The following is a 25,677-nucleotide window of genomic DNA, read 5'->3' on the forward strand; positions in this document are numbered from 1 at the left end:
CATGGAATCGTCCACCCAGCTCGTCGTCCTCGCCGGCCTCGTCATTGGCGTGGTTTACGGCGCCGTCGGCCTGCTCAGCGGCTTCTGCCTGATGAGCAGCATGCGCGGCTGGTTGTCGGAGGGGGATGGGCGGCTGGTACGCACCTATGCGCTGGCGATCGCGGTCGCGACGGCAGCGAGCCAATTCCTCGCCGGCAACGGCATGGTCGATCTCGGCAAATCGATCTACCTGCAACAGTCCTTTTCGGTGCCAGTACTGTTTCTCGGCGGGCTTCTGTTCGGATACGGCATGGTGCTGTCGAACGGCTGCGGTTCGCGCGCGCTGGTGCTGCTCGGTCGCGGCAATCTCCGCTCCTTCGTCGTGGTGGTCGTGCTCGCCATCGCCGCGCAGATGACGCTCAAAGGCCTGATCGCGCCGGCGCGCATAGCGCTGGTCCAGGCCTCGCAAACCACGGTCAACGTGAATTCGCTGCCGTCATTGTTGGCCATGTTCGGTCCGGCTGAAGCGGTTTCGCGCGCGATGGCCGCTTCTGTCGTTGTCGTTGTGCTGATCCTGTTTGCTTTCGCGCACCCGGCGTTCCGGCGTTCGCCCGGCCAGATTGCGGCCGGTGTCATCGTCGGTCTTCTCGTCGCGGGCGGCTGGTTCGTCACCGGCTATCTCGGCGCGGATGATTTCAACCCCGTCCCTGTGACCTCGCTCACGTTCATCGCGCCGATCGCGGACAGCCTGCAATATGCCATGCTCTCGACCGGCCTGACGCTGAACTTCGGCATCGCGACAGTTGCCGGCGTCTTCGCCGGCAGTCTGGTCACCGCCCTTGCCACGGGCCGCTTCCACCTCGAAGGCTATTCCTCGCCACGTCACATGCTGCGATCGGCTGGCGGCGCTGCGCTGATGGGCATCGGCGGTGTGATGGCGTTCGGCTGTTCGATCGGGCAGGGGCTCACCGGCGTGTCGACGCTGGCGCTGGGCTCGTTCGTCGCGATCACCGGCATCCTGCTGGGCACGACGGCTGGCCTGCGCGGAAGCCTGCGTGTTCAGCCGCTGGCCGTAGCCTGACGGCGGAGCAACCGGTCGCCCAGCGTCGCGAGGCCGATGCCCGTGACGATCAGCGCGGCTGCGATGACAAGGCTCATGTCGATGGGTTCACCCAGCAGGATCGCGGCAGTGGCGATACCGACGAGCGGCGTCCCGGTGGTGCCGAGCGACGTCGTCAGCGCCGAGATGCTCTTGTTGACCATCGACATCGCCCAATAGGCCAGCGCCGTCCCGATCAAGCCGGAATACAGGAACAGTAGCACGAGCCTCCACGACCATTCCGCGTGCGGCAGTCCGTGCGTCACGGCGGCCGATCCAGTCAGCACGATCGTCGCCACGAGCACCTGCCAGATCAAAAGCTGGAGCGGGGACGCGTTCCAGCGATGCGCGCGGATATAGATGATGTTCGCGGCCCATGAAATCGCGGCCAGGATGATCATGCCGGCGCCGAGCACGACATTGGTGTTGGTCCAGTCGATCGATGCCGGATTCAGGATCACGGCAAGGCCGATCAGCCCGAGCAAGGCGCCGGCCAGCTTTGGGGCGGTCAGCGTGTCCTTCCCGAGCAGCGGCGCGGCGATCGCGACCCAGAGCGGCGTGGTGTAGCCCAGCACGATGGCCTTGCTTGCGGGCAGGAAGCGCACACCAGTCGCAACCAGCACCGAGAACACCGTCATGTGCAGCAGTGCGACGCTGAGGATTACCGGAATGTCGCGCCGCTCCGGGATCACCAGATTGTTGCTCAGTCCGAGGATCGCGAACAATCCGGCCAGCGCGATCCAGCTCCGGATTGCCGACGTCCACAGGGGCGGGAGGAACTGGACGAGCTGCTTCGTCACCGACCAATTCACGCCCCAGGCCAGCACGACGATGAGGAACAGGCCGACGGCCGCGCGGGGTGAGAGGGAGTTCATCGGAAATCCTTGAAGCAGTTCTATCAGGCGAATAGCATCCCGTTTGGCACCTGAAAAAGTGCCAGATCGGAAAGGATTAAGGTGCCAGTTCCGGACAGCATGATTTCCGCCCTGATCGACCTGAACCGGGCCGACGACAACGGACTGGTGGCTCAGCTGACGAGCCAGCTCCGAAGCTTGATCGCGACGGGCCGCCTCGGCAAAGGCCGCACGCTGCCGTCGAGCCGCCGGCTTGCGAGCGATCTCGGCGTCTCGCGCAACACCGTCAGCTATGCGTTCGAGCAGCTCGCCGCCGAGGGATATCTCGAAGCCTCGCACGGCCGCCGTCCGATGGTCACAGTCGACGGCGGCGAGCGCGTCGCAGAGGCGGGCGCCGTCGCATCTCGCATGCGCCCTGGCAAGCCGCGGCTTTCGCCCTGGGCCTCGAGCCTCACGCAAACCGACTGGCCGATGTCTTATCAGGCGCGAATGAGACCCTTGCGTCCCGGGCACGGCGATTTCAGGGAGTTTCCAAACGAGGTCTGGGCGCGCTGCCTGCGCCGCAGCGCCGTGCGCGCGGCCAAGCGCGAGCTTGGACCGGTCAACCGGACGCGCCTGCGCGAGGCGCTGGCACACTATCTCGCGGCCAGCAGGGGTGTGCGCGCGACGGCGGATCAGATCCTGATTCTGCCGAGCGCACAGGCGGCGCTGACCTTGATTGCGGCTGCCCTCATCACGCCCGGCGACGACGTCTGGGTCGAGGATCCCGGCTACCCCGGCGCCGCAGCCGCCTTCCGCGCGTCCGGTGCGCGCGTGACCGGGATCAGGTTGGACGAGCAGGGCATGCAGCGGATTCCGGGGATGGCGACCCCGACATTGATCTTCATGACGCCGTCGCACCAACACCCGACCGGTCGCCTGATGTCGCTCTCGCGCCGCACGGAATTTCTTGGCCTGAGCAGGCCCGGCAAGACCTGGATCGTGGAGGACGATTACGACGGCGAATTCCACTATGACAGCCGGCCGGTGCCGGCCTTGCAGGGACTCGATGCCCATGGCCGCGTGTTCTATGTCGGCACGTTCTCCAAGGCCATGACCTCGGACATCCGGCTCGGTTACCTCGTCGTTCCGCCGTCCCTGGTCAACACCTTGGAGATCGCACAGCGGCACATCGGGCTGATCGCCCCGAGCCACGTCCAGGAAGCGCTGGCCGAGTTCATTGCCGACGGGCATTTCCTGGCGCACCTGCGCCGGGTGCGCCGGATCTATCACGCCCGCCGCGATCACCTCGTGCAGGGATTGGAGCGCCATTTAGGGGAAGCGCTCGCGGCCGAAGTGCCCCCGGGCGGCATTCAGCTCGTCGCGCGCCTCAAGCGCGGTCGCGCCGATCAGGCGGCGGTCAAGCGGCTGGTCGAAGCGGGCGTTGAAACGCGTGCCCTGTCCGGCTTGGCAGTTGGCAGGCCGCGCGATCACGGTCTGTTGCTCGGCTTCGCGGCCTGGCGCGAGGGCGAGATCACCGCGGCATTGCGAACGATGGCGTCGTGCTTCTAGCGCCAGCGTCCTAGGCCACAGCCCTCGTCACGATGCGGATTTCCGAGGTCAGCGTCCGGTGCACCGGGCACTTGTCGGCGATCTCCATCAATTTCTTGCGCTGCTCGGGATCGAGCGCGCCGTCCATCGCGATGTCGCGCTCGATTTGGTCGAGCATGCCCTCGCGCGTCTCGCACTCCATGCAGTCTTTTGCATAGATCTTGGAATGCTTCAGCGAGACGGTGACACGATCGAGCGGCAGCGACTTGCGGTCGGCATAGAGACGCATAGTCATCGAGGTACAGGCCCCGAGGCCAGCGAGCAGGAGATCGTAGGGACCAGGGCCGGCATCCTCGCCGCCGGCGGCGACCGGCTCGTCCGCGATGAGCTGATGCGGACCGACGGAGATGGTCTGGTTGAACTTGCTCTTGCGGGTCTCCTGCACCACGACCCGGCGCGGCGCCTCGGGGAGATCCATCGCCTTCGCAGGTTTTGCCGTGTCGATGTACCGGCTTGCCCAGGCCGCGATCACGTCGGCTGCGTAGAGCGCGTCGGCAGGCTTGGTCAGGAGATGATCGGCATGGTCGAGCGAGACGAAGCTCTTGGGATGCCGGGCGGAGACGAAGAGCTTCGTCGCATTCTCGATGCCGACGGTATCGTCGACCGGAGAATGCATCACCAACAGCGCCTTGTGCAGGCCGGTGACGTCTTTCATCAGTTCGTGCTCGGTGATGTCGTCGAGGAATTCGCGCTTGATCCGGAACGGGCGTCCTGCAAGCGAGACTTCGACCTCACCTTGCGTGCGAATGTCGTCGAGATGCTCTTTGAACAGGCCGGTGACGTGGGCGGGATCGGACGGTGCCGCAATGGTCACAACCGCCTTGGCTTCCGGGATTTGTCCTGCTGCCGCAAGGATCGCGGTGCCGCCGAGGCTGTGACCGATCAAGATGGATGGCACCTTGCGGACGCTACGCAGATGATCGGCCGCGCGCACGAGATCGGCCACGTTTGAGGAAAACGTCGAATTGGCAAAATCCCCTTCACTCGAGCCGAGCCCGGTGAAGTCGAAGCGAAGCACCGCGATGCCCTTGGCGGCGAGCGCGACCGAGATGCGTTTGGCGGCCAGCGTGTCCTTGCCGCAGGTGAAGCAATGCGCGAACAGCGCGAAGGCCGCGGGCTCGCCGTCGGGTAGCTCCAGCGCGGCCGAAAGTTGATGGCCGCCTTCGCCGATGAATTGAAAGCGCTCTGTCGGCATGGGCTTCCCCCCGTCCTTGCTTTGAATCTAATCGCCCGAATAGCGCTGCTCTGCCCAGGGATCGCCGCGGTTATGATAGCCGCGGACTTCCCAGAATCCCGGCGCGTCCTCGGTCAGGAATTCGATCGACTGAACCCATTTGGCGCTCTTCCAGAAATACAGATGCGGCACGACCAGCCGCACCGGGCCGCCATGTTCGGCCGACAATGGCTCACCGGACCAGCTATGGGCGAGCAATGCGTCATCGGCGGCAAAGTCGTCCAGCGCGAGGTTAGTGGTGTAGCCGTCATGGGAATGCAGCACGACGAAGCGCGCGTCCTGGCGCGGCTGGCAGGCCGCGAGCAGCTCGCGCGTGGCGAGCCCCTCCCACTCATTGTCGTAGCGCGACCATGTGGTGACGCAGTGGATGTCGGAGGTGAACCGCGCCTGCTTCTGGGCGGCGAACTCTGCAAAGGTCCAGAACACGGGGGTCTCGATCGCGCCGTAGACGTCGAGCCGCCAGCGCTCGCGCGAAATCGGCGGCACGACGCCCAGATCGAGCACCGGCCAGTCTTTTGTCAGATGCTGGCCGGGCGGCAGGCGCTGATCTTCCGGGCGCGTGATCTTGCCGGTCAAAAAGCGGCCTTCACGCGCCCATTTTTCCTTGGTGCGCGTCAGCTTGCTGTCGGGCGGCTCGTTGTCTTCGGCCATCGGCTACTCGTGGCGGTGCATCGCAGAGGCGTGCTTGGTGTCGCGCATGGTGGAATAGATGATCAGTGACAGGCAGATGATACCGGCGAGATAGTAGTAGAACCACGCCTCATGCCCGATGCTCTTGAAATAGAGCGCGATCGCCGGCGCCGTGCCGCCGAACAGCGAGACGGTGATCGCATAGGGCAGGCCGACGCCGAGGGCGCGGACATTGGTCGGGAACAGCTCGGCCTTCACTACGGCGTTGATCGAGGTGTATCCGGCGACGAACAGCCAGGCGCAGCAGATCAGGATGAACGCGATGAAGGGCGACTTGGTCTCCTTCAGCGTCATCAGCAGGGGCACGGTTGCGAGCGTGCCGGCGGCGCCGAAGAAGATCAGCAGCGGCTTGCGGCCGATCTTGTCGGAGATGGCGCCATAGATCGGCTGCAGGATGGTCGCGAAGATCAGCGTGCCGAAGATCACGAAAGTGGTCTGGTCCTCGGTCAACCCCACCGAAAGCTTGACGAAGGTCTGCATGTAGGTGGTGAAGGTGTAGAACGCCGCAGTGCCGCCCGCGGTCAGGCCGACCACCAGGAGCAACTCGCGGGGATAGCGCAGCAAATTGGTGAGCGAGCCGGTCGGCTTCACCACCTTCTTGGCTTCTTCGAAGGCCTCGGTCTCGTGCAAGCCGCGCCGCATCACCGCGGCAAAGATCGCGAGCGCCGCACCGATCGCAAACGGGATGCGCCAGCCCCAGGCTCTCAATTCCTCCGGCGTGAGGAAGATCTTTTGCAGAAGCAGCAGCACGATGATCGCGGTGAGCTGGCCGCCGATCAGGGTGACGTATTGGAAACTCGAATAGAAGCCGCGGTGCTTGGGGTCGGCGACCTCGCTGAGGTAGGTGGCGCTGGCGCCGTATTCGCCGCCGAGACTCAAGCCTTCGATGACGCGGGCGAGCGCCAGGATCACCGGCGCGGCGAAGCCGATCGTGGCGTAGGTCGGCGTCAACGCGATGATCAGCGAGCCGAAGCACATGAAGACGACCGACAGCGTCAGCGAGATGCGCCGCCCGTAATGATCGGCGATATAGCCGAACAGCCAGCCGCCCAGCGGCCGCATCAGGAAGGTCGCCGCGAATACGACGGCGACATTCAATTGCTGGACGACGGGGTCGTTGCCGGGAAAGAAGGCGGGAGCGAAATAGAGCGCAAACGCGGTATAGGCGTAGAAGTCGTACCACTCGACGAGATTGCCGATCGAGCCGATGAAGATCGCCTTGATCCGGCGCTTGGCGTCGGCGATGTCAATGTGGTCGGAGGCCGGTCGGTTTAGCTGCTCAGTCACGTCCGGCCTCTCCGTATCGCAGTTTGGAAAGGTCTACATCGCCTTTCCAAGCAAAAATGGCAACTGGCGGGGGCCTCTGACGGTTCCCTGGGACCAGGTCACCGTGCCTGCCGGATCGAGGGCGAAGTCCGGAATTCGCTTCAGCCATTCCTCCAGCGCAACCTGCATCTCCATGCGCGCAAGGTTCGAGCCGACGCAGCGGTGGATGCCGAGGCCAAAAGCTGCGTGGCGGTTCTCGCGGCGGTCAATCACGACCTTGTCAGCATCCGGAAACATTTTCGGGTCACGGTTGGCGGCCGGGAAGGACAGCAGCACCATATTGCCTGCCTTGACCGGGCAGCCTGAGACCGTGGTCTCCTTGACGACTTCGCGGGCCATCGTCACCGGCGAATAGGCGCGCAGCAGCTCCTCCACCGCGGTCGGGATCAGCCCGGGCTCGGCAATCAGGCGCTCGCGATCGGCGGGCGTCCGGGCAAGATGCCACAGCGAGGAGCCGATCGCGCTCCAGGTGGTGTCGATGCCGGCAATCAGGAGCAGGCGCAACGAGCCCAGCACGTGTGAATCCTCGAGCGGATTGCCGTCCTTGTCCCGGGCATTCATCAGGTAGGAAATGAGGTCGTCGGTCGGCTTTTGCTTGCGCGCCTCGATATGGCCACTGAAATAGGCGCTCATCTCGTGCACCGCCTGTAGCAACGTGTTTTCGTCCTTGATGCCAAGTTCCAGGATCATGTGGATCCAGCGGATGAAGAGATCGCTGTCTGTCTCGGGGATACCGAGCATGTGGGCGATTGCGCGAACCGGAATGTGCTTGGTGTAGCGCTCTGCCGCGTCGAGCCGGTCTTCAGCAATGAAGCCGTCGATCAACTCGTTGCAGATCGCGCGCACCCGCGGCTCCAGCTTCTTCATCGCGTCCGGCGTGAACGGCGGCAGCAGCAATTGCTTGGCTGGCTTGTGCACCGGCGGATCGGACGTGATCGGCGGGGCGGCGTTTCTGCTGGTGATTTCCGGCCGCACGTCGCGGACGATGATGCGACGCGAGGAGAAATGCTCGCTGTCGTTAGCGATCTCGCGCACCGCTTCATAGGTCGTCGGCAGATAGCAGCCTAGGAAGCGGTCGGTATGCACGATCGGGCTTGCGGCGCGCAGCTCGTCCCAGATCGGGAAGGGATCTTCCGTCCATTGCGGATCGGTGTGGTCGAAATCATGGACCCAGTCGGTCACGGGCGGATGGGCGGCGGGCTGGCTGATGTCGGACATCTCGAAATCCCTCGGGGCTCGTGGTCACGGAAGGCACGCGGGCAGAAGCCGGGCGCGCTACTCCTCGATCACGTCGATCGCGATTTCCGGACAATTGGATTTGGCAAGCCAGGCCTTGTCTTCGAGGCCGGGCGGGACGGTGCCGTCGCCGGCTTCGTGGGCGTTGCCGTATTCGTCGAGCTCGAACAACTCCGGCGCCAGCGCCTTGCAGCGCGCGTGCCCTTGGCATTTGTCGGGATCGACGTGAACCCTCAGTCGCTCTGTCATGGCGGCTTCCTCGGTCGTGTGCACCCCGGCCGAAGCCGGCGCGCGCTCCCATTTGAATTTTTGTTCAAGTTATAGGCTATTACATTCGCGGCAGGCTTCCCCTGTCAAGCGCAAACTTATAGGCTCTGCGCAACATGCGTTCACAACTCGCCCGCAAGCCCGAGAACACCTACCACCATGGCGATCTCCGCGACGCCTTGATCAAGGCCGCACTGCGCGAAGCCGAGCAGGGTGGAACGGAGGCGATCAGCATCAAAGCGCTGGCAAAGCAGCTGGGCGTCTCGCAGCCGGCGCCCTACCGCCATTTTGCCGATCGCGAGGCGCTGCTTGCGGCGGTGACGGCGGAGGCGTTCCGGCAGCTCAGCGGGATCTTGCGGGCGGCGATGGCAAAGCCGTCGAAGCGGTCGAAACTGTCGCTGCTGGCGCAGGCGACGCTGGATTTCGGCTTACGTCGCAACGGTGTCTATCGCTTGATGTTCGCCTCGCGCACGGTGTCGTGTGCGGCGAAAGGCAGCGAGCTGCACGAAGCGACGCGCGAAACCTTTGCGCTCGTGGTCGAGGCGCTGGAAGCTCCGGCAGTTGATTACTTGCGCGAGCGGCAGGCGCTCAAGATCTGGGCGGCGGTGCACGGCGTGGTGATGCTGGCCGAGCAGGGACTGTTCACCGGCGAGGCGGCCCATGCCACGCGCGAGGACCTTGTCGAGGATTTTGTCAGCGAAACGAAGGCGGCACTTGCGGCGGCGATCAAGGGTGCGCGGCGCCGGAAAAAGGCTGGCGCCTAGGTCTTCGCTTTCAGCAACTTCATCAGCTTCTCGACGGCGCTTTCAGGCGTGGTCACGACGGGGCGGCCGGTAGCTTCTGCCACTACGGGCGCAGTTGCCGCGATGCTGAACTGCGCGAGCGCGACGACGTCGCAATCGCGCAAATCATGTGCGGCTTCCACGATCAGCCGGTCGTGAGTCGCGCGGTCGCCGCGGTCGAGCGCGGCCAGCGCTCCTTCGGCAAGCTTCGGTACGATCTGGACGGAGGAAGGAAACTCCGGCGGCATCGAGGCCAGCGTCGGCGCGAATGTCGAGAGCAGGCCGATGCGCTGGCCCATCGTCACCGCCCGTTCGATCATGGCTTCGTTCGGCTTGAGCACCGGCATCGGCGCATGCGCGCGCGCGACCGCCTCGATGCAGGGACCGAAGGCCGAGCAGGTGAACAGGATCGCATCCGCGCCTGTCGCCGCGGCGTAGTGGCCGAGCACAAGAAAGCGTTCGGTCATGGCATCATTGAGCTTGCCGTCACGCGCCAGATCCGACGAGAGGCTGTCGTCGAGCAGGTTCATCAGCCGTGCTTCCGGCCACGCCTTCGCGAACGCAGCTTCGATCGGAGCGATGGAATGCTTGAGGGCGTGGATGAGGGCGATGCGAGGAGACGTCGGCATTGAACGTTACCTGATGGGAGGTCGCGTGCCCCGGACGCAGCGCGTCCGGGACACGCAAAACGTTTACTTGAACGGCACCGCGTACATCAAGCCGCCCTTGCTCCAGAGGCCGTTGAGGCCGCGCTCGAGCTTGAGCGGGCTCGCCTTGCCGACATTGCGCTCGTAGATCTCGCCGTAATTGCCGGTGGCCTTGAGGGCCGTGACCAGCCATTTGTTGTCGAGCCCGAGGCGCGAGCCGAGATCGCCGGAGGCGCCCAGCAGGCGCTGGATCGCGGGCGTCTGCGACTTCGCCATCTCGTCGACACTGCCTTGTGTGACGCCGAGCTCTTCGGCCTCGATCAAGCCGTAATGCAGCCAGGTGATGATGTCGCTCCAGACCTCGTCGCCATTGCGGGTGAAGGGGCCGAGCGGCTCCTTGCTGATGGTCTGCGGCAGCACGACGTAGTCGGCCGCGTTCGGCGCCGCGGTCGTCACGGCGCCGGCGAGCGCGGAAGCGTCCTGGGTCATGGCATCGCAACGGCCGCCGAAGAAGGTCTGGTACATGGTGTCGACGCGGTCGAACACCAGCGGCTTCCAGTCGATGCCGTTGGCGCGGCCGTAGTCGCCGAGCGTGACCTCATGCGTGGTGCCCTGCGCGACGCAGACGGTGGCGCCCTTGAGATCCTTGATCTCCTTCACGCCGAGGTCTTTCTTCACCACAAAGCCCTGGCCGTCGTAGAAGTTGATTGGACCCTGCCGCAGGCCCAGCGTGACACCGCGCAGATAGGTCTGCGTCGAGTTGCGGTAGAGCACGTCGATCTCGCCGGACTGGAGCGCGGTGAAGCGGTTCTGCGCGGTCAGCGAGACGTAACGCACCTTGGTGGCATCGCCGAGCACGCCGGCGGCGAGTGCGCGGCAATAATCGACGTCGAGACCCTTGTAGTTGCCTTGCGAATCCGGTGCGGAGAAGCCGGCAAAACCGGCGCTGACGCCGCATATCAGCGTGCCGCGGCTCTTCACAGTGTCGAGCGTTGCCGCCGCCGCGACGACTGTCGATGCCGCGAGCAAGCCGGCTACGATAACCACTTTCCTCATCATGCTATTCTCCCCTCACTGATTGACACGACACAATACGTTGTCGACAGCCGTGCCGAGCTTGTCGACGATCAGGTCGATCTCCTCCGCGGAGGTGATATAGGGCGGCGCCAGCAGCACGTGGTCGCCACGGACGCCGTCCACGGTGCCGCCACCGGGATAGCAGCCGAGACCGTTGGCGAAGGCCTCGGCCTTGATCTTCTGGTTCAGCTTCAGCGCGGGATCGAACGAGGTCCGGCTGGCGCGATCGGCGACGAGCTCGATCGCCCAGAACAGGCCGCGGCCCCTGATGTCGCCGACATGGCGGTGATTGCCGAAGCGCTCGGTGAGCCGCTGCTCGAGCTGCTTGCCGCGCTCCTTGACCCGATCGAGCAGGCCGTCCTCGCGGATCACGTCCTGCACCGCGAGCGCAGCAGCGCAAGCGAGAGGGTGCGCCAGATAGGTGTGGCCGTGCAGGAAGGCGCCCGAGCCTGAGCGGATTGTGTCGATGACCTTGCCACTGGCGAGCATCGCGCCGATCGGCTGGTAGCCGCCGCCGAGACCTTTGGCGATCGCCTGGATGTCGGGCGCGATGCCTTCCTGCTCCCAGGCGTGCGCGGTGCCGGTGCGGCCCATGCCGCTCATGACCTCGTCGAGAATGAGCAGGGCGCCGTGTCGGTCGCAGATCTCGCGCACCGCCTTGAAGTAGCCGTCCGGCGCCGTCACAGCACCAGCGGTGGCGCCGACGACGGGCTCGGCGAGAAATGCGGCGACCGTGTTGGGGCCGAGGCGCTGAAACTCGGCTTCGAGTTCGGCCGCAAGCCGGGCAACGAATTGTGCGTCGGATTCGCTCTCGTGCTTCTCGTGATAAGCGAAAGCCGGGGTCACATGGCTGAAGGCGTCTGAGAGCAGCGGCGCGTAGGGCGCGCGGCGCCAGGCATTGCCGCCCGCCGCGAGCGCGCCGAGCGTATTGCCGTGATAGCTCTGCCGCCGCGCAATGAAGTGCTGCCGCTGCGGCTCGCCGCGTTCGATGAAATACTGCCGCGCGATCTTGATGCTGGCTTCGATCGCTTCCGATCCGCCGCTGACGAAATAGGCGTAGGCGAGGCCACCGGGCTCATGCCCGACCAGCCTCTCGGCCAGCGCCTCCGCCGGCTCGGACGTGAAGAAGGCTGTGTGAGCGTAGGCCAGCGTCGAAGCCTGCTTCGTGATCGCTGCGATCACGCGCGGATGCTGGTGGCCAAGACAAGAGACCGCCGCGCCGCCGGAGGCGTCGATCACGCGGCGTCCGTCCTCGGCAAAGAGATAGACGCCTTCGCCGCCGATCGCCTTGGGCGGCGTTTCGCGCAGCGAGCGATGCAGCACACGGCTGGTGCGAGCGGCCATGGGTCAACCTTTCTCGGATACGTAAGTTGAAGCCGCGGCGAGCCGCGCCTCGGTATTCTCAAGGCGCTTCTTCGCGGTCGTGCCGCCGAGCGAAAACGTCACGGCGGCGAGCGATTGCGCGATCGCAATGGCGCCGGTGAGGCTCGGGAAAAAGCCGGGAGAGGAGGCCGCCTCGAACAGCAGCACGTGATCGGCGCCTTCAGCCATCGGCGCCGAAGGGCTATCGGCGATCGCGATCAGGGCCGCGCCGGCGCGATAGGCGGCCTGCGCGACCCGGACGCTCGCATGGGTGTAGGGCATGAAGCCGATGACGATGACGGCCTCGCCGGGCCGGAACGCGCCCATGTCGAGATCATCGGGGCCGGACGCGCCGACGAGTTGCACCTGTTCGGGACGAAACAGCCGGAGTTCGTAGTTCAGCAGTTCCGCGACGCTGCGACAGCTTCGGTAGCCGGTGATCCAGATCCGCTTGGCGTCGTGGAGCGCACGCGCCGCTTCCGCAATCGGCTGGGCCGGGATGCGCGGAAGGCCGGCGGCCTCGGCCTGCAGCTTCTCGGTGACGAGCGCAACATCGGCGTTCGGGCCGTGGCGGCGACTTTTGGCGCGGCCGGAGAAGGGCGCGATCTGCGAGGGCCGCCGCGCCTCCGTCAGCGCCGCACGCAATTCATCCCAGCCCGAATAGCCGATCGCCTTGGCAAGCCGCGTGAACGCGGCGGGATCGGCGCCGGCGACCGCTGCGAGATCGCGCATCGAACGCGTGGTGGCGTCGTAATCATTCGCCGCGACGAAACGCCCGACCTCCTGCAGTCGCATCGGAAGCGATGGCAATGCAATGCGCAGTTCGCTCAGCGGCGAGGATTTCGCGGGCTCGGCCATGAAACATTTGTTGCACAAAGTAGAGTTTGGTGCAACAGTTGACGTACGCCGCCGGAAATCGCCGTCTTGAGAAGGATTTTTGTGCTGTGACGTCAGACGCTCCGAGACCGCCGCCGCGCCGCCGCTTCTTCGGCGCTTTCGGACAACGCGAGCTGAAAGGCCTGTTCTGGCAGGCCGTGGTGGTCGGGATCGCAGTCGCGGTCATCGTCTTCCTCTGGTCCAACACCGTCACCAATCTCTCCGCGCGCCGCATCACGACCGGTTTTGCATTCCTCGGCCGTGAGGCCGGCATGCCCATCTCCGATAGCCTGCTCGCCTACAATCCGAGAGACTCATATCTCTGGGCCTTCGTCGTCGGCGTCGCCAACACCCTGCGCGTCGCCGTGATCGGAATCGTGCTTGCAACCATCTTGGGCACGGTGATCGGCATCTCGCGGCTGTCGGCCAATTGGCTGCTGTCGCGGCTCGCCGCGGTGTATGTCGAAACGCTCCGCGACATCCCGCTGCTGCTCCAGCTCCTGTTCTGGTACGTGCTGATGCAGGCGCTGCCGGCCGCGCGCGCGGCATGGCGGCCGATCGAGGGCGTGTTCTTGTCCAATCGCGGGTTGATCCTGCCGGCGATTCCGATCGAGACGCCGCAGCTTTGGGTGCTCGGCACGGCAGTGCTCGGGCTCGTCGTGTTCTACGTCATCCGGCGGCGGCTCATCGCGCAGCAGATGCGCGATGGCAAGCCGCGGCCGGCCTGGCCTTTTGTGCTCGGGTTGCTCGTTGTGTTGCCCGCGGCGGTGTCCGTGCTGCTCGGCGTGTCCTGGACGATCGAATGGCCTGAGTTGCGCGGCTTCAACTTCGTCGGCGGACTGACGCTCGCGCCGGAATATTTCGCGCTGCTGATCGCGCTCGTCACCTACACCTCGGCCTTCATCGCCGAGATCGTGCGCAGCGGCATCCAGTCGGTGCCGCGCGGGCAGTGGGATGCCGCCAATGCGCTGGGACTGCGCCGCAGCTTCATGCTGCGGCAGATCATCCTGCCACAGGCGCTACGCGTGATCGTGCCGCCAATGACGAGCCAGTACCTCAACCTGACCAAGAACTCTTCGCTCGCGGTGGCGATCGGCTATCAGGACGTGGTCTCGATCGCGAACACGACGTTGAACCAGACCGGCCAGGCGATCGAGGCGATTGCTTTGATCATGGCGGTGTTTCTGACCATCAGCCTCGGCATCAGCTTCTTCATGAACTGGTACAATTCGCGCATCGCGCTGGTGGAGCGCTGACCATGACGGCGATCGCCGAGATTCCGGAAGCACCGCGCACCGCCCGCCCGCAAATTGGCAATCCGGTGCTGCGCTGGCTGCGCGCCAATCTGTTCTCGTCGATCCCGAACGGCATCCTCTCGGTCGTGTTGCTGGCGGTGCTCGCAAAAGGCCTTTTCAGCTTCGCGCAATGGGGCATCGCCAATGCGATCTGGCTCACCCCGGCGAACGATTCCAGCGCCTGCCGCGCGGTACGCGGCGTCGGTGCATGCTGGGCGATCATCCCCGAAAAATACCGCTTCATCCTGTTCGGCACCTATCCGTTCGACGAGCAGTGGCGGCCGGCGCTGGCGGTACTGCTGTTCATCGCCCTGTTCTATCTCTCCACCCGCCGCGCCTTATGGCGGCGCGAACTGGCCTATCTCTGGATCGGAGCGCTCGCGCTGATCAGCGTGCTGATGTGGGGCGGCATACTCGGCTTGTCGTTCGTCTCGCAGGACCGTTGGGGCGGCTTGCCGGTGACGCTGATCCTGGCGACCTTCGGTCTGGCCTTCGGCTTCCCGCTCGGCATCCTCGTCGCGCTTGGCCGGCGCTCAAAACTGCCGGCGATCCGCTCCCTCAGCGTGCTCTATGTCGAGCTGATCCGCGGCGTGCCGCTGGTCAGTCTGCTGTTCATGGCGAGCGTGATGTTTCCGCTGTTCATGCCGAACGGATTCAACATCGACAAGCTCCTGCGCGCGCAGGTCGCGATCATCCTGTTCGCGGGTGCCTATCTTGCCGAAGTCATTCGTGGCGGCCTCCAGGCCGTGCCGCGCGGGCAATACGAGGCGGCTGACGCGCTCGGCCTGTCCTACTGGCGCAAGAACCGGCTGATCGTCCTGCCGCAGGCGATCCGCCATGTCATCCCGCCGCTGGTCAACACCTTCATAGCCTTCTTCAAGGACACCAGCCTGGTCCTGATTATCGGTATCTTCGACCTGCTGACGACGGCCAAGACCGCGATCATCGATCCGGCGTGGCAGCAATTCTCCGTCGAAGTCTACATCTTCGTCGCCGGGATCTATTTTGTCTTCTGCTTCGCGATGTCGCGGTATAGCCGGAGCCTGGAGGCGACAAGCGGAAGGTGACTATCTCTCTTGTCCCGGACAAGGTGCAGCGCGACGCGCTGCGCCGCGTCCGGGGCACGAGAGCGGAGGCCTACTTCTTCACTCGCGGATCAATCGGCGTCGTGCCGCGCAGGCCCAGAATATCCTCCAGCGTCTTCGCACCGGCGATCACCTGCGCATCCGCGCGCGGAGCCCCGACGACCTGCAGGCCGACCGGAAGTCCCGATGCGGTGAAGCCGCACGGCAGCGACAGCGCCGGACAGCAAGCGAGCGTGATAGCGTAGACGATGCCGAGCCACTCGACGTAGTTGTCGAACCTCTTGCCGGCGCATTCGGCGACATAGCGGTGCTCGATCGGGAAGGGCGGCACGATCGTGGTCGGTACCAGCAGCAGATCGTAGCTCTTGAAGAACTCGATCGCGCGCGCGGTCATGCCGACGCGCTGCGCCTCGGCGCGTTCGAGCTGCTCGACAGTGAGCTTGAGGCCTTCCTCGATGTTCCAGATCACCTCGGGCTTGAGCAGGTCGCGCTTGGTGCGCAGCAGCTGCGCCTTGCTGATCGCGAAGTCGAACGCACGCAGCACGTGGAAACACTCATGCGCCTCGCGCCAATCCGGATGCGCCTCCTCAACGATGGCGCCGGCTTCGGCAAAGCGTTCCGCCGCCTTGCGTGTGATCGCTTTGACTTCGGAATCGACCGGGGTGATGCCGAGATCGGCCGAATAGGCGATGCGCTTCAGCTTCTTGCCTGATTGTGCCGCCGACAGGAATGAGGTTGCAGGCGCGGGAAGCGACAGTGGATCGGATGCATAGTCGCCGCTCATGGCATCGAGCAGCAGCGCGAGATCCTCGACGCTGCGCGCCATCGGACCGACGACGCCAAGGTTACGATCGATGGCTGATTTTGGAGTATGTGCGACCCGGCCGATGCTCGGCCGCATGCCCACGACGCCGCAGAAAGCTGCCGGACTGCGCAGACTGCCGCCCATGTCGGAGCCTTGCGCGAGCCAGGCCATGCCGGTGGCGAGCGCAACGGCCGCGCCGCCTGACGAGCCGGCTGCCGATTTGGACGTATCCCAGGGATTGAGGGTTGCGCCGAACACCTCGTTGAAGGTGTTGGCGCCCGCACCGAACTCCGGCGTGTTCGACTTGGCATAGACGACCGCGCCGTTGGCCTCGAGATTTTCGACCAGGATGTCGGACGACGCCGGGATGTTGTCCTTGAAGATCGGCGAGCCCTGGGTGTTCAGCACGCCAGCAACATCGGTCAGGTCCTTGATCGGCACCGGCAGACCGGCGAGCAATCCGCGCGCACCCGCCGGCTTCCGCATCAGCGCCTTTGCGCTATCCCGCGCGCGATCGAAGCACAGCGTCGGCAGTGCGTTGACCTTGCCGTCGACTTCGCCGATGCGCTTCTCCAGCACATCCAAGAGCTCCAGCGGCGAGACGTCGCCGGACCGCAGCTTGTCGACCACGGCGCAAGCGGATTCGCGGATCAAGTCCTGAGACAACTATTTTACTCCTGTGCTTGTTTCTAGGCCCCGTCATTGCGAGGAGCGAAGCGACGAAGCAATCCAGGCTTTTGCCGCAGATACATTTCTGGATTGCTTCCGCCTTCGCTAAGCTTCGGCGGACAAGTCGCTGCGTTCGTAATGACGTGGATAGAGTTAACCCCATCCTGCGCTGATTCCGCCATCCACCGTATAGATGACCCCCGACGTATACCCTGCGCGATCGGACGCGAGGAACGCCATGAGGTCGCCGATCTCGCGCGCATGCGCAGGCCTGCCGAGCGGCAGGCTCTTCTGGAATTCCTTGTAGCGGCTCTCGTCGCCGAACTGGTGCTTTGCCCGCGTCTTCAGCAGGGTGACGTGACGGTCGGTGCCGACGGGGCCGGGATTGATGCCGACCACGCGAATGTTGTCGGCGAGGCTTTTGCCCCCGAGCGCGCGGGTGAAGGCCATCAGCGCTGCGTTGCCGGCGCTGCCGCAAATGTAATTGGCGTCGAATTTCTCGCCGGCGGCACCGATGTCGTTGACGATCACGCCGCCTCCCTTTGCCTTCATCTGCGCGTAGATCATGCGCGTGAGATTGACGTAGCCGAACACTTTCAGGTCCCAGGCGTGCCGCCAGGTCGCCTCGTCGATCTTGTCGATGGAGCCACCGGGAATGTCGCCGGCATTGTTGACGAGCACGTCGATGTCGGCGGCTTCCTTGGCGAGCCGCGTCAAATCCTCGCTCTTGCGCAAATCCACGATGCTCGTGGTGGCATCGATCTGGTGCGCCGAGCGCAAGCGCTCGGCCAGGGCCTTCAGCTGATCGCCGTTGCGGGCGGCGAGAAGGAGATGGCAGCCTTCCTCGGCAAAGGCCTCGGCGGCGGCTGCGCCGATACCCTTGGACGCGCCCGTGATCAGGACACGCTTGCCACGCAGATGCAGATCCATGGGAGTTACTCGCAGGAGAGGAACAGGAATGAAAGCAGTAGGGGGCTGGCCGCGCCATCGTCAACATTGCAGTGCAGCGTTGCACTGCCGTCGCGTTTGGTCCATTGCAGTGCGGTCAAAAAGACGGCGGCTGCCGGAGCAATCAAGGACGTTCTCGATGAGCAAGAAACAATACCGGATCGCGGTCATTCCCGGCGACGGCATCGGCAAGGAAGTGATGCCGGAGGGTCTGCGCGTTCTGGAGACCGCGGCGAAGAAGCACGGGGTGTCCCTCCATTTCGATCATTTCGACTTCTCGTCCTGGGACTATTACGAGAAGCACGGCCAGATGATGCCGGACGATTGGAAGGAAAAGATCGGCAAGCACGACGCTATCTATTTCGGGGCGGTCGGCTGGCCGGCAAAGATTCCGGATCACGTCTCGCTCTGGGGGTCGCTGATCAAGTTCCGCCGCGAGTTCGATCAGTATGTGAATTTGCGCCCGGTGCGGCTGATGCCGGGCGTGCCGTCGCCGCTGGCAAACCGCAAGCCCGGCGACATCGATTTCTGGGTGGTGCGCGAGAACACCGAAGGTGAATATTCCTCCGTCGGCGGCCGCATGTTCCCGGACACCGACCGCGAGTTTGTGACGCAGCAGACGGTGATGACCCGCATCGGCGTCGATCGCATCCTGAAGTTTGCGTTCGAACTCGCGCAGTCGCGGCCGAAGAAGCACCTGACCTCGGCGACCAAGTCGAACGGCATCTCCATCACCATGCCCTATTGGGACGAGCGCGTGGAGGCGATGGCGAAGAAGTTCCCGGGCGTGAAGTGGGACAAGTACCACATCGACATCCTGACGGCGAACTTCGTGCTGCACCCGGATTGGTTCGACGTCGTGGTCGGCTCCAATTTGTTTGGCGACATCCTGTCCGATCTCGGCCCGGCCTGCACCGGCACCATCGGCATCGCGCCGTCGGGCAACATCAACCCCGAGGGCAATTTCCCGTCAGTGTTCGAGCCGGTGCACGGCTCGGCGCCCGACATCGCGGGGCAGGGCATCGCCAACCCGATCGGCGCAATCTGGTCCGGTGCGATGATGCTCGAGCATCTCGGCGAGAAGGAAGCCGGCAAGTCGATCGTCGATGCGATCGAGCGCACGCTGGCGGAGCGCACGCTCCGCACCAAGGATCTCGGCGGCAACGCCGACACCGCGGCTTGCGGCAAGGCGGTTGCGGATATGGTGGATTAAGCCGAGTCACCAACTACGTACGGGGTCATCCCGGCGAAGGCCGGGACCCACAACCCCAGGGAGTGGTTGTGGAGTGAAGCTGGTAGCTCCGAGCCTTCGTCAAACTGCTTTTTGTGGTTATGGGTCCCGGCCTTCGCCGGGACGACACCGGTTGTAATGACTTAGCCCGCGATCTTCTCAATCGCGGCTTGATCCAGCCCAAACTGCTTCCCAGCTTCCAAAATATCCCGCCAGGTGGTCGGATCGACCGGAATACCCTCAGCCAGCCGCTTCTTCTTCGTCTCGCGCTCGGGCTCGCCGGCGATCTTCACCTTGTCGACGCCGGGGGCCGGCGGTGAGCCGGTGTGCCAGGCGACGAAGCTCTCGACTTCGCGCGCGAGATTCTCGGCGGTGCCGAGCTTGTTCGGGTCGATGACGATCGAGAGCATGCCGTTGAGGACGTTGTGCTTGCCGTCGGAGGGGCCCTTGACCACCTGCCCGCCGGAGAGCGCGCCGCCGAGGATTTCGCACACCAGCGCGAGCCCCGAACCCTTGTGCTCGCCGAACGGCAGGATGGCGCCGTGCGGCGGGATCACGGTGTAGCGCGGGTTGGTGGTCGGCTTGCCCTCGTTGTCGATGATGGTGCCGGGCTCGAGCTCGACGCCCTTGTTGTGGGCGACGCGGGTCTTGCCCTGCGCGATCCTGCTGGTGGCGAAATCGAGCACGATGGGGTCCTTGCCCGCGCGCGGGATGCCGACGCAGAACGGATTAGTGCCGTGGCGCCCATCGCTGCCGCCCCAGGGGGCCACGATCGGACGCGAGATCACGTTGACGAAGTGGATCGAGACCAGCCCGTGGTCGATGCACTGCTCGGCCCAGTGGCCGATGCGGCCGATATGGTGCGAATTGGAGAGGCCGACGAGACACACGCCGTTGCGCTTGGCGCGCTCGGCAGCCAGCTCCATCGCTTCATGGCCGATCACTTGGCCGTAGCCGGTGAGCCCGTCGAGGGTAAGAAGCGGACCAGTGTCGAGCACGATCTTGACGTGCTGGTTCACGGCGAGGCCGCCTGTGGTGACGCTCTGGACATAGCGTGGGATCATGCCGACGCCGTGCGAGTCGTGTCCCTTGAGGTTGGCCTCGACCAGATTGGTGGACACGAACTCGGCCTCGCGGTCCGTGGAGCCGCCGGCCTTGACGATGGCGCTGATGGCTTCGATGAGCGGCTGTGCCTTGATGGTGCGATAGTCGGCCATTGTTGGTGCTCTCATCCCTTCACGATCCGGCGGCAGTGCTCCCACGCCGCGCCAATCAGGTTCTCGCTCGCCTCCGGGGTCCGGAACGCCGAATGCGCCGACAATGTCACGTTTGGCAGTTTCGTCAGCGGATGATCGCCGGGCAATGGCTCGATGTTGAAGACGTCGAGGCCGGCATGGCGGATGTGGCCCGACTTCAGCGCATCGATCATGGCGATCTCATCGACAACGGCAGCGCGGGCGGTGTTGATGAGGATGACGCCCGGCTTCATCTTCGCGATCATCTCGCGGGTGATCATGCCGCGCGTCTCGTCGTTGAGCAGCAGATGCAGCGACACGACGTCTGCTCTCGCCAACACCGTATCGAGATCGGCGAATTCCACGCCCGGATAGCTCTTCGGCGAGCGGTTCCAGGCGATTACCTTCATGCCGCTGCCCGAGGCGATGCGCGCGACTTCAGCGGCAATACCGCCGAAGCCGATCAGGCCGAGCGTCTTGCCGGTGAGCTGCATGCCGTCTTCGCGGAGCCAGTTTCCGCCGCGCATCTCGCGGTCCATCATCGCGATGACGCGGGCCGAAGCCCACATCAGCGCGATCGCGCATTCCGCGACCGCCGTGTCGCCGTAGCCTTTGATCAGGTGCACGGAGATGCCGAGCTCGGCGAGCTCCTCCGGGTTCATGTAGCTACGGGCGCCGGTGCCGAGGAACACGACGTGCTTCAGGCCTGCGCACTTCTTTGCGACATCGGTCGGCAGCGCGGTGTGGTCGACGATCGCGATCTCGGCGCCGTCGAGGATTTCAGGATATTGTTCGGGCTTGATGTCGGGATCCCTGTGGATCCGCACCTTGGGATCGCCCGGCTGCTCCAGCCGCTCCATGATCACGGCGAGAGCTTCATTGGCGTCGACGAAAACTCCGCGCATGGTTCTCTCCGGTCAGGACGCGACGCCGGCGATCGCCAGCACGGTATGCATGAGGACGTTGGTGCCTGCGGCGCAATCGGGCTGCGTGGCGTCTTCCAGCTCGTTGTGGCTGATGCCGTCCTTGCAGGGCACGAACACCATTGCGGCCGGGATGATTGTGTTGAGGTTGCAGGCATCGTGGCCCGCGCCGGAGGTGATGCGGCGAGAGGAGTAGCCGAGCGTCTTCGCCGCGTTCTCGACTGCCGCAATCAATCTGGGATCGAAATGCGTCGGCGGCTTGCGCCAGACCAGGTCGATCTTCACCTCGACCTTGCGGCGTACGGCGATCTCGGCAATCGCGCCGCGCAGATCGCGATCGAGCGCATCCATGATCGCGCCGTCCGCACTGCGGCAGTCCATCGTGAAGGCGATCTCGCCGGGGATGACATTGCGCGAGGGGTTTGCGATCACGGCCTCGCCGATGGTGCCGACGGCCTTCGGCCCATGCTTGCTCGCGATGACTTCCATCGCCAGCACGATCTCGGACAGCGTCGCCAGCGCATCGCGCCGCAGCGGCATCGGCGTCGACCCGGCATGGCTCTCGAAGCCGGAAATCTTGCCGTCGTACCAAAGTACGCCCTGGCCGGAATCGACGACGCCGATGGTCTTGCCTTCCGCTTCCAGGATCGGGCCCTGCTCAATGTGCAGCTCGACGAAACAGCCGAGCTTCTGGAAGCCAACCGGCTTGTCGCCGCGATAGCCGATGCCGTCGAGCGCCTGGCCGACGGTGGTGCCGTCGGCGTCCTTGCGCGACAGGATGTCGTCGGTGGTGAAGTCGCCGACATAAGCGGCGGAGGCCATCATCGCGGGAGCGAAGCGCGAGCCCTCTTCGTTGGTCCAGTTGACCACGCAGATCGGCGCCTCGGTCTCAATGCCGGCGTCGTTCAACGTGCGGATCACTTCCAGTGCGCCGAGCGTTCCCAGAATGCCGTCATACTTGCCGCCGGTGGGTTGCGTGTCGAGATGCGAGCCGATGCCGACGGGCGGCTTCGACATGTCGCATCCCTTGCGCAGGCCGAACTGCGAACCGAGCGCATCGGTGTGCACCTCTAAGCCGGCGTCCTCGCAGGCCTTGCGGAACCAGTCGCGCACCTGCTTGTCCTCCGCGCTCAGCGTCAGCCGCCGCACGCCGCCCTTGGCCGTCGCGCCGAACTGCGCGGTCTCGTGGATGGAGCCCCAGAGGCGGGCGGAATCGATTTGCAAATTGGTGGCGGCTCGGCTCATGCGGTCAGTCTCTCAGTAATCCGGCGCCTGTTTCAATGACGCGCCGGCGCGGGCGCGTCAACTGTAAGGCTGCCCTGCGCAATCTGACATGCAAGCTCTGCGACCCGCTCCACCGCCACGACATCGGGCGAGGCGAGCCAGCTGGCGGTGAATGTCAGCGGCGCGATTTTGAGATCGGTGTCGAGCAGTTGCAGGCGCCCGTCTGCGAGCTCGCTCTCGACGATGGCGTCGGGGATCACGGCAATGCCGAGGCCCTCGACCGCCATGTGAATCACGGTCGCAAGCGAGGCGGAGGCGTGCAGCCGGATCGGCGGCAGCTCCGGCCGGTCGAACACCTCGCGCACGACCTCGTAAGGCTTGGTCTTGCGCGGGAAGGTGATGATCGGAAAGCGCGCGAGATCCGCCGGCGTCACTGGACCCTTGCCGAGCCCGAGCGAAGGACTCGCCAGAAAGCCGATCGGATAGTCGGCGAGGACGCGGTTGTGCACCCCGGAGGCTGAGAGCGGACCGACGACGAAGGCAAGCTCGATTTCCTGCGCAAGCAGGCGCGCGGTCAGGTTCGGCGTGATGTCGACCTCGATCTCCAGCGACAGGTTCGGGTAGACTTCGTTCATGCTCTTTACGAGCCGCGGCAGCCAGGTGTGCACGATGGTTTCGGCGACGCCGAGCCGCATCACGCCGCGCATCGCCGAGCGGTCGCCGATCTCGGCGATCATCGCGGCGCGCAGGCCGATCAGCTTCTCCGCATAGACCATCATCTGCCGGCCGCTTGGCGTCGGCGAGGCCACGCGGTGGTCGCGGTTCAACAGCTTCACCCCCATCTCGCGCTCGAGCTGGGCGATGCGCTGCGAGATCGCCGGTTGGGTCGTGTTGAGGCGTGCTGCGGCGCCGCGAAAGCTGCCGAGCTTCACAACCCAAAGGAACGTCTCGATCGATCTGAAGTCCAGCATTGGAGGGATTTTCCTGCTCGATAAAAGAAATTTATCGATATTGATTAGAAAGGAAGATTAGACTTTATAGCACGCGTGGTGTTGGCTTGTCTTTGTCGAGTTTATAGGCAGGTCGATCTCATGACTGTTTTGGTGGCAGTGCAGCAAACTGAAACGCCCGACACGCTCCCGAGCCGCAAGGCGCGGCTTGCCTACCGCGAGGGGCTGGTCGCCTCCACCGCCGGCGTCGCCCCCGGCTTCGTCCAGGGCAATCTGGCGATCCTGCCGGCGGAACATGCCGGCGCCTTTCACCGCTTCTGCCAACTCAATCCCAAGCCGTGCCCGATCATCGGCATGTCCGATGTCGGCAGTCCGCACATCCCCTCGCTTGGCGCCGATCTCGACATCCGCACCGACGTGCCGCGCTATCGCGTTTGGCGCGACGGCGAAGTCGTGGACGAGCCGACCGATGTGACAAAGCATTGGCGCGACGATCTCGTGACCTTCGTGCTCGGCTGCTCGTTCTCGTTCGAAGAGGCGCTGCTCGACGAGGGCATGCCGATCCGCCACATCGAGCACAATGTGCGCGTGCCGATGTATCGCACCAACATCGCCTGCGGCGAGTCCGGTCCCTTCGCCGGCCCCATGGTGGTGTCGATGCGTCCGTTCAAGCCGGCGGATGCAATCCGTGCAGTGCAGATCACCTCGCGCTATCCGGCCGTGCACGGCGCGCCCGTGCATCTCGGCCATCCGCATCTGATCGGCATCAAGGACATCGCCAAGCCGGACTACGGCGATCCGGTGCCGGTCGCCGACGATGAGATCCCGGTGTTTTGGGCCTGCGGCGTGACGCCGCAATCAGTCATCAACGCCGCAAGGCTGCCGTTCGCGATCACGCATTCGCCGGGCCTGATGTTGGTGACGGATCTCAAGAACAGGACCATGGCCGTGATTTAGTGGGCAGCGTTTGCTGCTTCTTCGAGCTTTACCGCATCCACCAATCGCTTCATTCGATCAGCCGAAATTCAGTAACAGGGGACTTTGCCATGACGATCACTCGCCGCGACGTATTGTTGGGAGCCACCGCTACGGCCGCGCTGTTGCCGCTGGCAGCACGCGCACAGGCTTCGGAAGTCGTGATCGGCGTGATCTATCCGTTCTCCGGCGGCAGCGCACAGCAGGGCGTCGACGCGCAGAAGGCGTATGAGACCGCGCTCGAGGTCATCAACAAGGACACCGATTTCGACCTGCCGCTGGCCAAGGGCGCGGGCCTGCCGGGTCTCGGCGGCGCCAAGGTCCGCCTCGTTTTCGCCGACCACCAGGCCGATCCGCAGAAGGGCCGCGCCGAGGCCGAGCGCCTGATCACGCAGGAGAAGGTCTCCGCCATCATCGGCACCTATCAGAGCGCGGTCGCCGTCACCGTCAGCCAGATCTGCGAGCGCTATCAGATACCGTTCGTCTCCGCGGACAACTCCTCGCCGAGCCTGCACCGTCGCGGCCTGAAATATTACTTCCGCGCCGCGCCGCATGACGAGATGTACTCGGCCGCGATGTTCGACTTCTTCGATGCCTTGAAGAAGAAGGGCACCAAGATCGAGACCTTGTCGCTGTTCCACGAGGACACCATCTTCGGCACCGATTCCGGCAACGCCCAGGCCAAGATCGCCGGCGAGCGCGGCTACAAGATCGTCTCCGACATCAAGTATCGCGCCAACTCGCCCTCGCTCTCTGCCGAGGTGCAGCAGCTCAAGAGCGCCAACGCTGACGTGCTGATGCCCTCGAGCTACACCACTGACGGCATCCTGCTGGTCAAGACCATGGGCGAGCTCGGTTACAAGCCGAACGCGATCGTGGCGCAGGACGCCGGCTTCTCCGAGAAGGCGCTCTACGACGCCGTCGGCGACAAGCTCGAAGGCGTGATCTCGCGCGGCACCTTCTCGCTCGATCTCGCGCAGAAGCGCCCGATGGTCGGCAAGATCAACGAGATGTTCAAGACGCGGTCGGGCAAGGATTTCAACGATCTCACCTCGCGTCAGTTCATGGGCCTGATCATCCTCGCCGACGCCATCAGCCGCGCCAAGTCGACCGACGGCGAGAAGATCCGCGACGCGCTGGCTGCCACCGACATCCCGGGCGAGCAGACGATCATGCCCTGGAAGCGCGTCAAGTTCGACGAAATGGGCCAGAACAACGACGCCGACCCGGTGCTGCTGCAATATGTCGGCGGCAAGTTCGTCACCATCTTCCCGCCGCAGGCCGCGATCGCCGAGGCGATCTGGCCGATGAAGTAAGA

Annotated in this window: 24 protein-coding genes; 8 read left to right on the forward strand and 16 right to left on the reverse strand. The window is 64.6% G+C overall.

What is annotated here, in order from left to right; genetic code table 11:
• Nucleotide 1: 1 nt before the first annotated feature.
• Nucleotides 2-1,060: a YeeE/YedE family protein gene (locus AC0L3C_RS26075; protein ID WP_473409317.1), complete on the forward strand. Its 1,059-nt coding sequence runs from the start codon at nucleotides 2-4 to the stop codon at nucleotides 1,058-1,060.
• Here AC0L3C_RS26075 and AC0L3C_RS26080 read toward each other — a convergent pair.
• A complete protein-coding gene (locus tag AC0L3C_RS26080; RefSeq protein WP_473409318.1) occupies nucleotides 1,039-1,953 on the reverse strand; it encodes a DMT family transporter in 915 nt (304 codons plus the stop codon). The genes AC0L3C_RS26075 and AC0L3C_RS26080 overlap by 22 nt on opposite strands.
• 99 nt (nucleotides 1,954-2,052) lie before the next feature.
• Between AC0L3C_RS26080 and pdxR the strand changes: the two genes are divergently transcribed.
• Nucleotides 2,053-3,483, forward strand: coding sequence for a MocR-like pyridoxine biosynthesis transcription factor PdxR (pdxR, locus tag AC0L3C_RS26085; RefSeq protein WP_473409350.1), 1,431 nt, complete (start codon nucleotides 2,053-2,055; stop codon nucleotides 3,481-3,483).
• Nucleotides 3,484-3,493: 10 nt separating this feature from the next.
• Here the strand turns inward: pdxR and AC0L3C_RS26090 are convergent, their stop codons facing one another.
• From AC0L3C_RS26090 to AC0L3C_RS26110, 5 genes are read right to left on the reverse strand one after another with little or no spacing between them, the layout of a single operon-like run.
• On the reverse strand, nucleotides 3,494-4,717 hold the full coding sequence (locus AC0L3C_RS26090) for a bifunctional alpha/beta hydrolase/OsmC family protein (protein ID WP_473409319.1): 1,224 nt from the start codon (nucleotides 4,715-4,717) through the stop codon (nucleotides 3,494-3,496).
• A 27-nt stretch (nucleotides 4,718-4,744) separates the two neighbouring features.
• On the reverse strand, nucleotides 4,745-5,407 hold the full coding sequence (locus AC0L3C_RS26095; protein WP_473264110.1) for a sulfite oxidase-like oxidoreductase: 663 nt from the start codon (nucleotides 5,405-5,407) through the stop codon (nucleotides 4,745-4,747).
• 3 nt (nucleotides 5,408-5,410) lie between these two features.
• Entirely contained in the window at nucleotides 5,411-6,733 is a 1,323-nt protein-coding gene (locus AC0L3C_RS26100) for an MFS transporter (RefSeq protein WP_473279521.1), read from the reverse strand.
• 33 nt (nucleotides 6,734-6,766) lie between these two features.
• Nucleotides 6,767-7,990 carry a cytochrome P450 gene (locus AC0L3C_RS26105; RefSeq protein WP_473264108.1) on the reverse strand — a complete coding sequence of 408 codons (1,224 nt, stop codon included), beginning with the start codon at nucleotides 7,988-7,990 and terminating at the stop codon, nucleotides 6,767-6,769.
• Between the two features lie 57 nt (nucleotides 7,991-8,047).
• Nucleotides 8,048-8,257, reverse strand: coding sequence for a ferredoxin (locus tag AC0L3C_RS26110; RefSeq protein WP_007607931.1), 210 nt, complete (start codon nucleotides 8,255-8,257; stop codon nucleotides 8,048-8,050).
• A 134-nt stretch (nucleotides 8,258-8,391) separates the two neighbouring features.
• Between AC0L3C_RS26110 and AC0L3C_RS26115 the strand changes: the two genes are divergently transcribed.
• Entirely contained in the window at nucleotides 8,392-9,039 is a 648-nt protein-coding gene (locus AC0L3C_RS26115; RefSeq protein WP_473264107.1) for a TetR/AcrR family transcriptional regulator, read from the forward strand.
• Here AC0L3C_RS26115 and AC0L3C_RS26120 read toward each other — a convergent pair.
• The 4 genes from AC0L3C_RS26120 to AC0L3C_RS26135 form a co-directional block, all read right to left on the reverse strand.
• Complete coding sequence (locus tag AC0L3C_RS26120; RefSeq protein WP_473264106.1) at nucleotides 9,036-9,686, reverse strand: aspartate/glutamate racemase family protein; 651 nt, start codon at nucleotides 9,684-9,686, stop codon at nucleotides 9,036-9,038. The genes AC0L3C_RS26115 and AC0L3C_RS26120 overlap by 4 nt on opposite strands.
• A 63-nt stretch (nucleotides 9,687-9,749) precedes the next feature.
• Nucleotides 9,750-10,763 carry an amino acid ABC transporter substrate-binding protein gene (locus AC0L3C_RS26125; RefSeq protein ID WP_473409320.1) on the reverse strand — a complete coding sequence of 338 codons (1,014 nt, stop codon included), beginning with the start codon at nucleotides 10,761-10,763 and terminating at the stop codon, nucleotides 9,750-9,752.
• A gap of 12 nt (nucleotides 10,764-10,775) precedes the next feature.
• Nucleotides 10,776-12,125: an aspartate aminotransferase family protein gene (locus tag AC0L3C_RS26130; RefSeq protein WP_473264104.1), complete on the reverse strand. Its 1,350-nt coding sequence runs from the start codon at nucleotides 12,123-12,125 to the stop codon at nucleotides 10,776-10,778.
• 3 nt (nucleotides 12,126-12,128) lie between these two features.
• Nucleotides 12,129-13,001, reverse strand: coding sequence for a MurR/RpiR family transcriptional regulator (locus tag AC0L3C_RS26135; protein ID WP_473264103.1), 873 nt, complete (start codon nucleotides 12,999-13,001; stop codon nucleotides 12,129-12,131).
• A gap of 86 nt (nucleotides 13,002-13,087) precedes the next feature.
• On the opposite strand from AC0L3C_RS26135, the gene AC0L3C_RS26140 reads away from it, so the two are divergent.
• Together AC0L3C_RS26140 and AC0L3C_RS26145 are read left to right on the forward strand one after the other, a co-directional pair.
• Entirely contained in the window at nucleotides 13,088-14,275 is a 1,188-nt protein-coding gene (locus AC0L3C_RS26140) for an amino acid ABC transporter permease (RefSeq protein WP_473264102.1), read from the forward strand.
• A gap of 2 nt (nucleotides 14,276-14,277) precedes the next feature.
• Nucleotides 14,278-15,381 carry an amino acid ABC transporter permease gene (locus AC0L3C_RS26145; protein WP_473409321.1) on the forward strand — a complete coding sequence of 368 codons (1,104 nt, stop codon included), beginning with the start codon at nucleotides 14,278-14,280 and terminating at the stop codon, nucleotides 15,379-15,381.
• Nucleotides 15,382-15,451: 70 nt separating this feature from the next.
• On the opposite strand, the gene AC0L3C_RS26150 is transcribed toward AC0L3C_RS26145, so the two are convergent.
• Both AC0L3C_RS26150 and AC0L3C_RS26155 read right to left on the reverse strand, forming a co-directional pair.
• Nucleotides 15,452-16,870 carry an amidase gene (locus AC0L3C_RS26150; protein ID WP_473409322.1) on the reverse strand — a complete coding sequence of 473 codons (1,419 nt, stop codon included), beginning with the start codon at nucleotides 16,868-16,870 and terminating at the stop codon, nucleotides 15,452-15,454.
• 156 nt (nucleotides 16,871-17,026) lie between these two features.
• Nucleotides 17,027-17,803, reverse strand: a complete 777-nt coding sequence (locus AC0L3C_RS26155; RefSeq protein WP_473409324.1) for an SDR family oxidoreductase — start codon at nucleotides 17,801-17,803, stop codon at nucleotides 17,027-17,029.
• 157 nt (nucleotides 17,804-17,960) lie between these two features.
• Here AC0L3C_RS26155 and AC0L3C_RS26160 point away from each other — a divergent pair, with 157 nt between their 5' ends.
• The gene (locus tag AC0L3C_RS26160) at nucleotides 17,961-19,034 is read left to right on the forward strand and encodes a tartrate dehydrogenase (protein WP_473409325.1); all 1,074 of its coding nucleotides are present in this window, start codon (nucleotides 17,961-17,963) and stop codon (nucleotides 19,032-19,034) included.
• 161 nt (nucleotides 19,035-19,195) lie between these two features.
• Here AC0L3C_RS26160 and AC0L3C_RS26165 read toward each other — a convergent pair whose 3' ends face one another.
• The 4 genes from AC0L3C_RS26165 to AC0L3C_RS26180 are packed head-to-tail and all read right to left on the reverse strand — an operon-like array spanning nucleotide 19,196 to nucleotide 23,405.
• Nucleotides 19,196-20,269: a malate/lactate/ureidoglycolate dehydrogenase gene (locus AC0L3C_RS26165; RefSeq protein WP_473409326.1), complete on the reverse strand. Its 1,074-nt coding sequence runs from the start codon at nucleotides 20,267-20,269 to the stop codon at nucleotides 19,196-19,198.
• Nucleotides 20,270-20,280: 11 nt separating this feature from the next.
• A complete protein-coding gene (locus tag AC0L3C_RS26170; RefSeq protein WP_473409327.1) occupies nucleotides 20,281-21,192 on the reverse strand; it encodes an NAD(P)-dependent oxidoreductase in 912 nt (303 codons plus the stop codon).
• Between the two features lie 12 nt (nucleotides 21,193-21,204).
• The gene (locus AC0L3C_RS26175) at nucleotides 21,205-22,455 is read right to left on the reverse strand and encodes an allantoate amidohydrolase (protein WP_473409328.1); all 1,251 of its coding nucleotides are present in this window, start codon (nucleotides 22,453-22,455) and stop codon (nucleotides 21,205-21,207) included.
• A gap of 32 nt (nucleotides 22,456-22,487) precedes the next feature.
• Complete coding sequence (locus AC0L3C_RS26180) at nucleotides 22,488-23,405, reverse strand: LysR family transcriptional regulator (protein ID WP_473264094.1); 918 nt, start codon at nucleotides 23,403-23,405, stop codon at nucleotides 22,488-22,490.
• Nucleotides 23,406-23,525: 120 nt separating this feature from the next.
• Between AC0L3C_RS26180 and AC0L3C_RS26185 the strand changes: the two genes are divergently transcribed.
• Nucleotides 23,526-24,341 (forward strand): putative hydro-lyase, encoded by an 816-nt coding sequence (locus tag AC0L3C_RS26185; RefSeq protein ID WP_473409329.1) that lies wholly within the window; start codon nucleotides 23,526-23,528, stop codon nucleotides 24,339-24,341.
• Between the two features lie 89 nt (nucleotides 24,342-24,430).
• Nucleotides 24,431-25,675 carry an ABC transporter substrate-binding protein gene (locus tag AC0L3C_RS26190; RefSeq protein ID WP_473279531.1) on the forward strand — a complete coding sequence of 415 codons (1,245 nt, stop codon included), beginning with the start codon at nucleotides 24,431-24,433 and terminating at the stop codon, nucleotides 25,673-25,675.
• The last annotated feature ends 2 nt before the right edge of the window (nucleotides 25,676-25,677 follow it).

Source organism: Bradyrhizobium sp. WSM4872, from assembly GCF_055811715.1.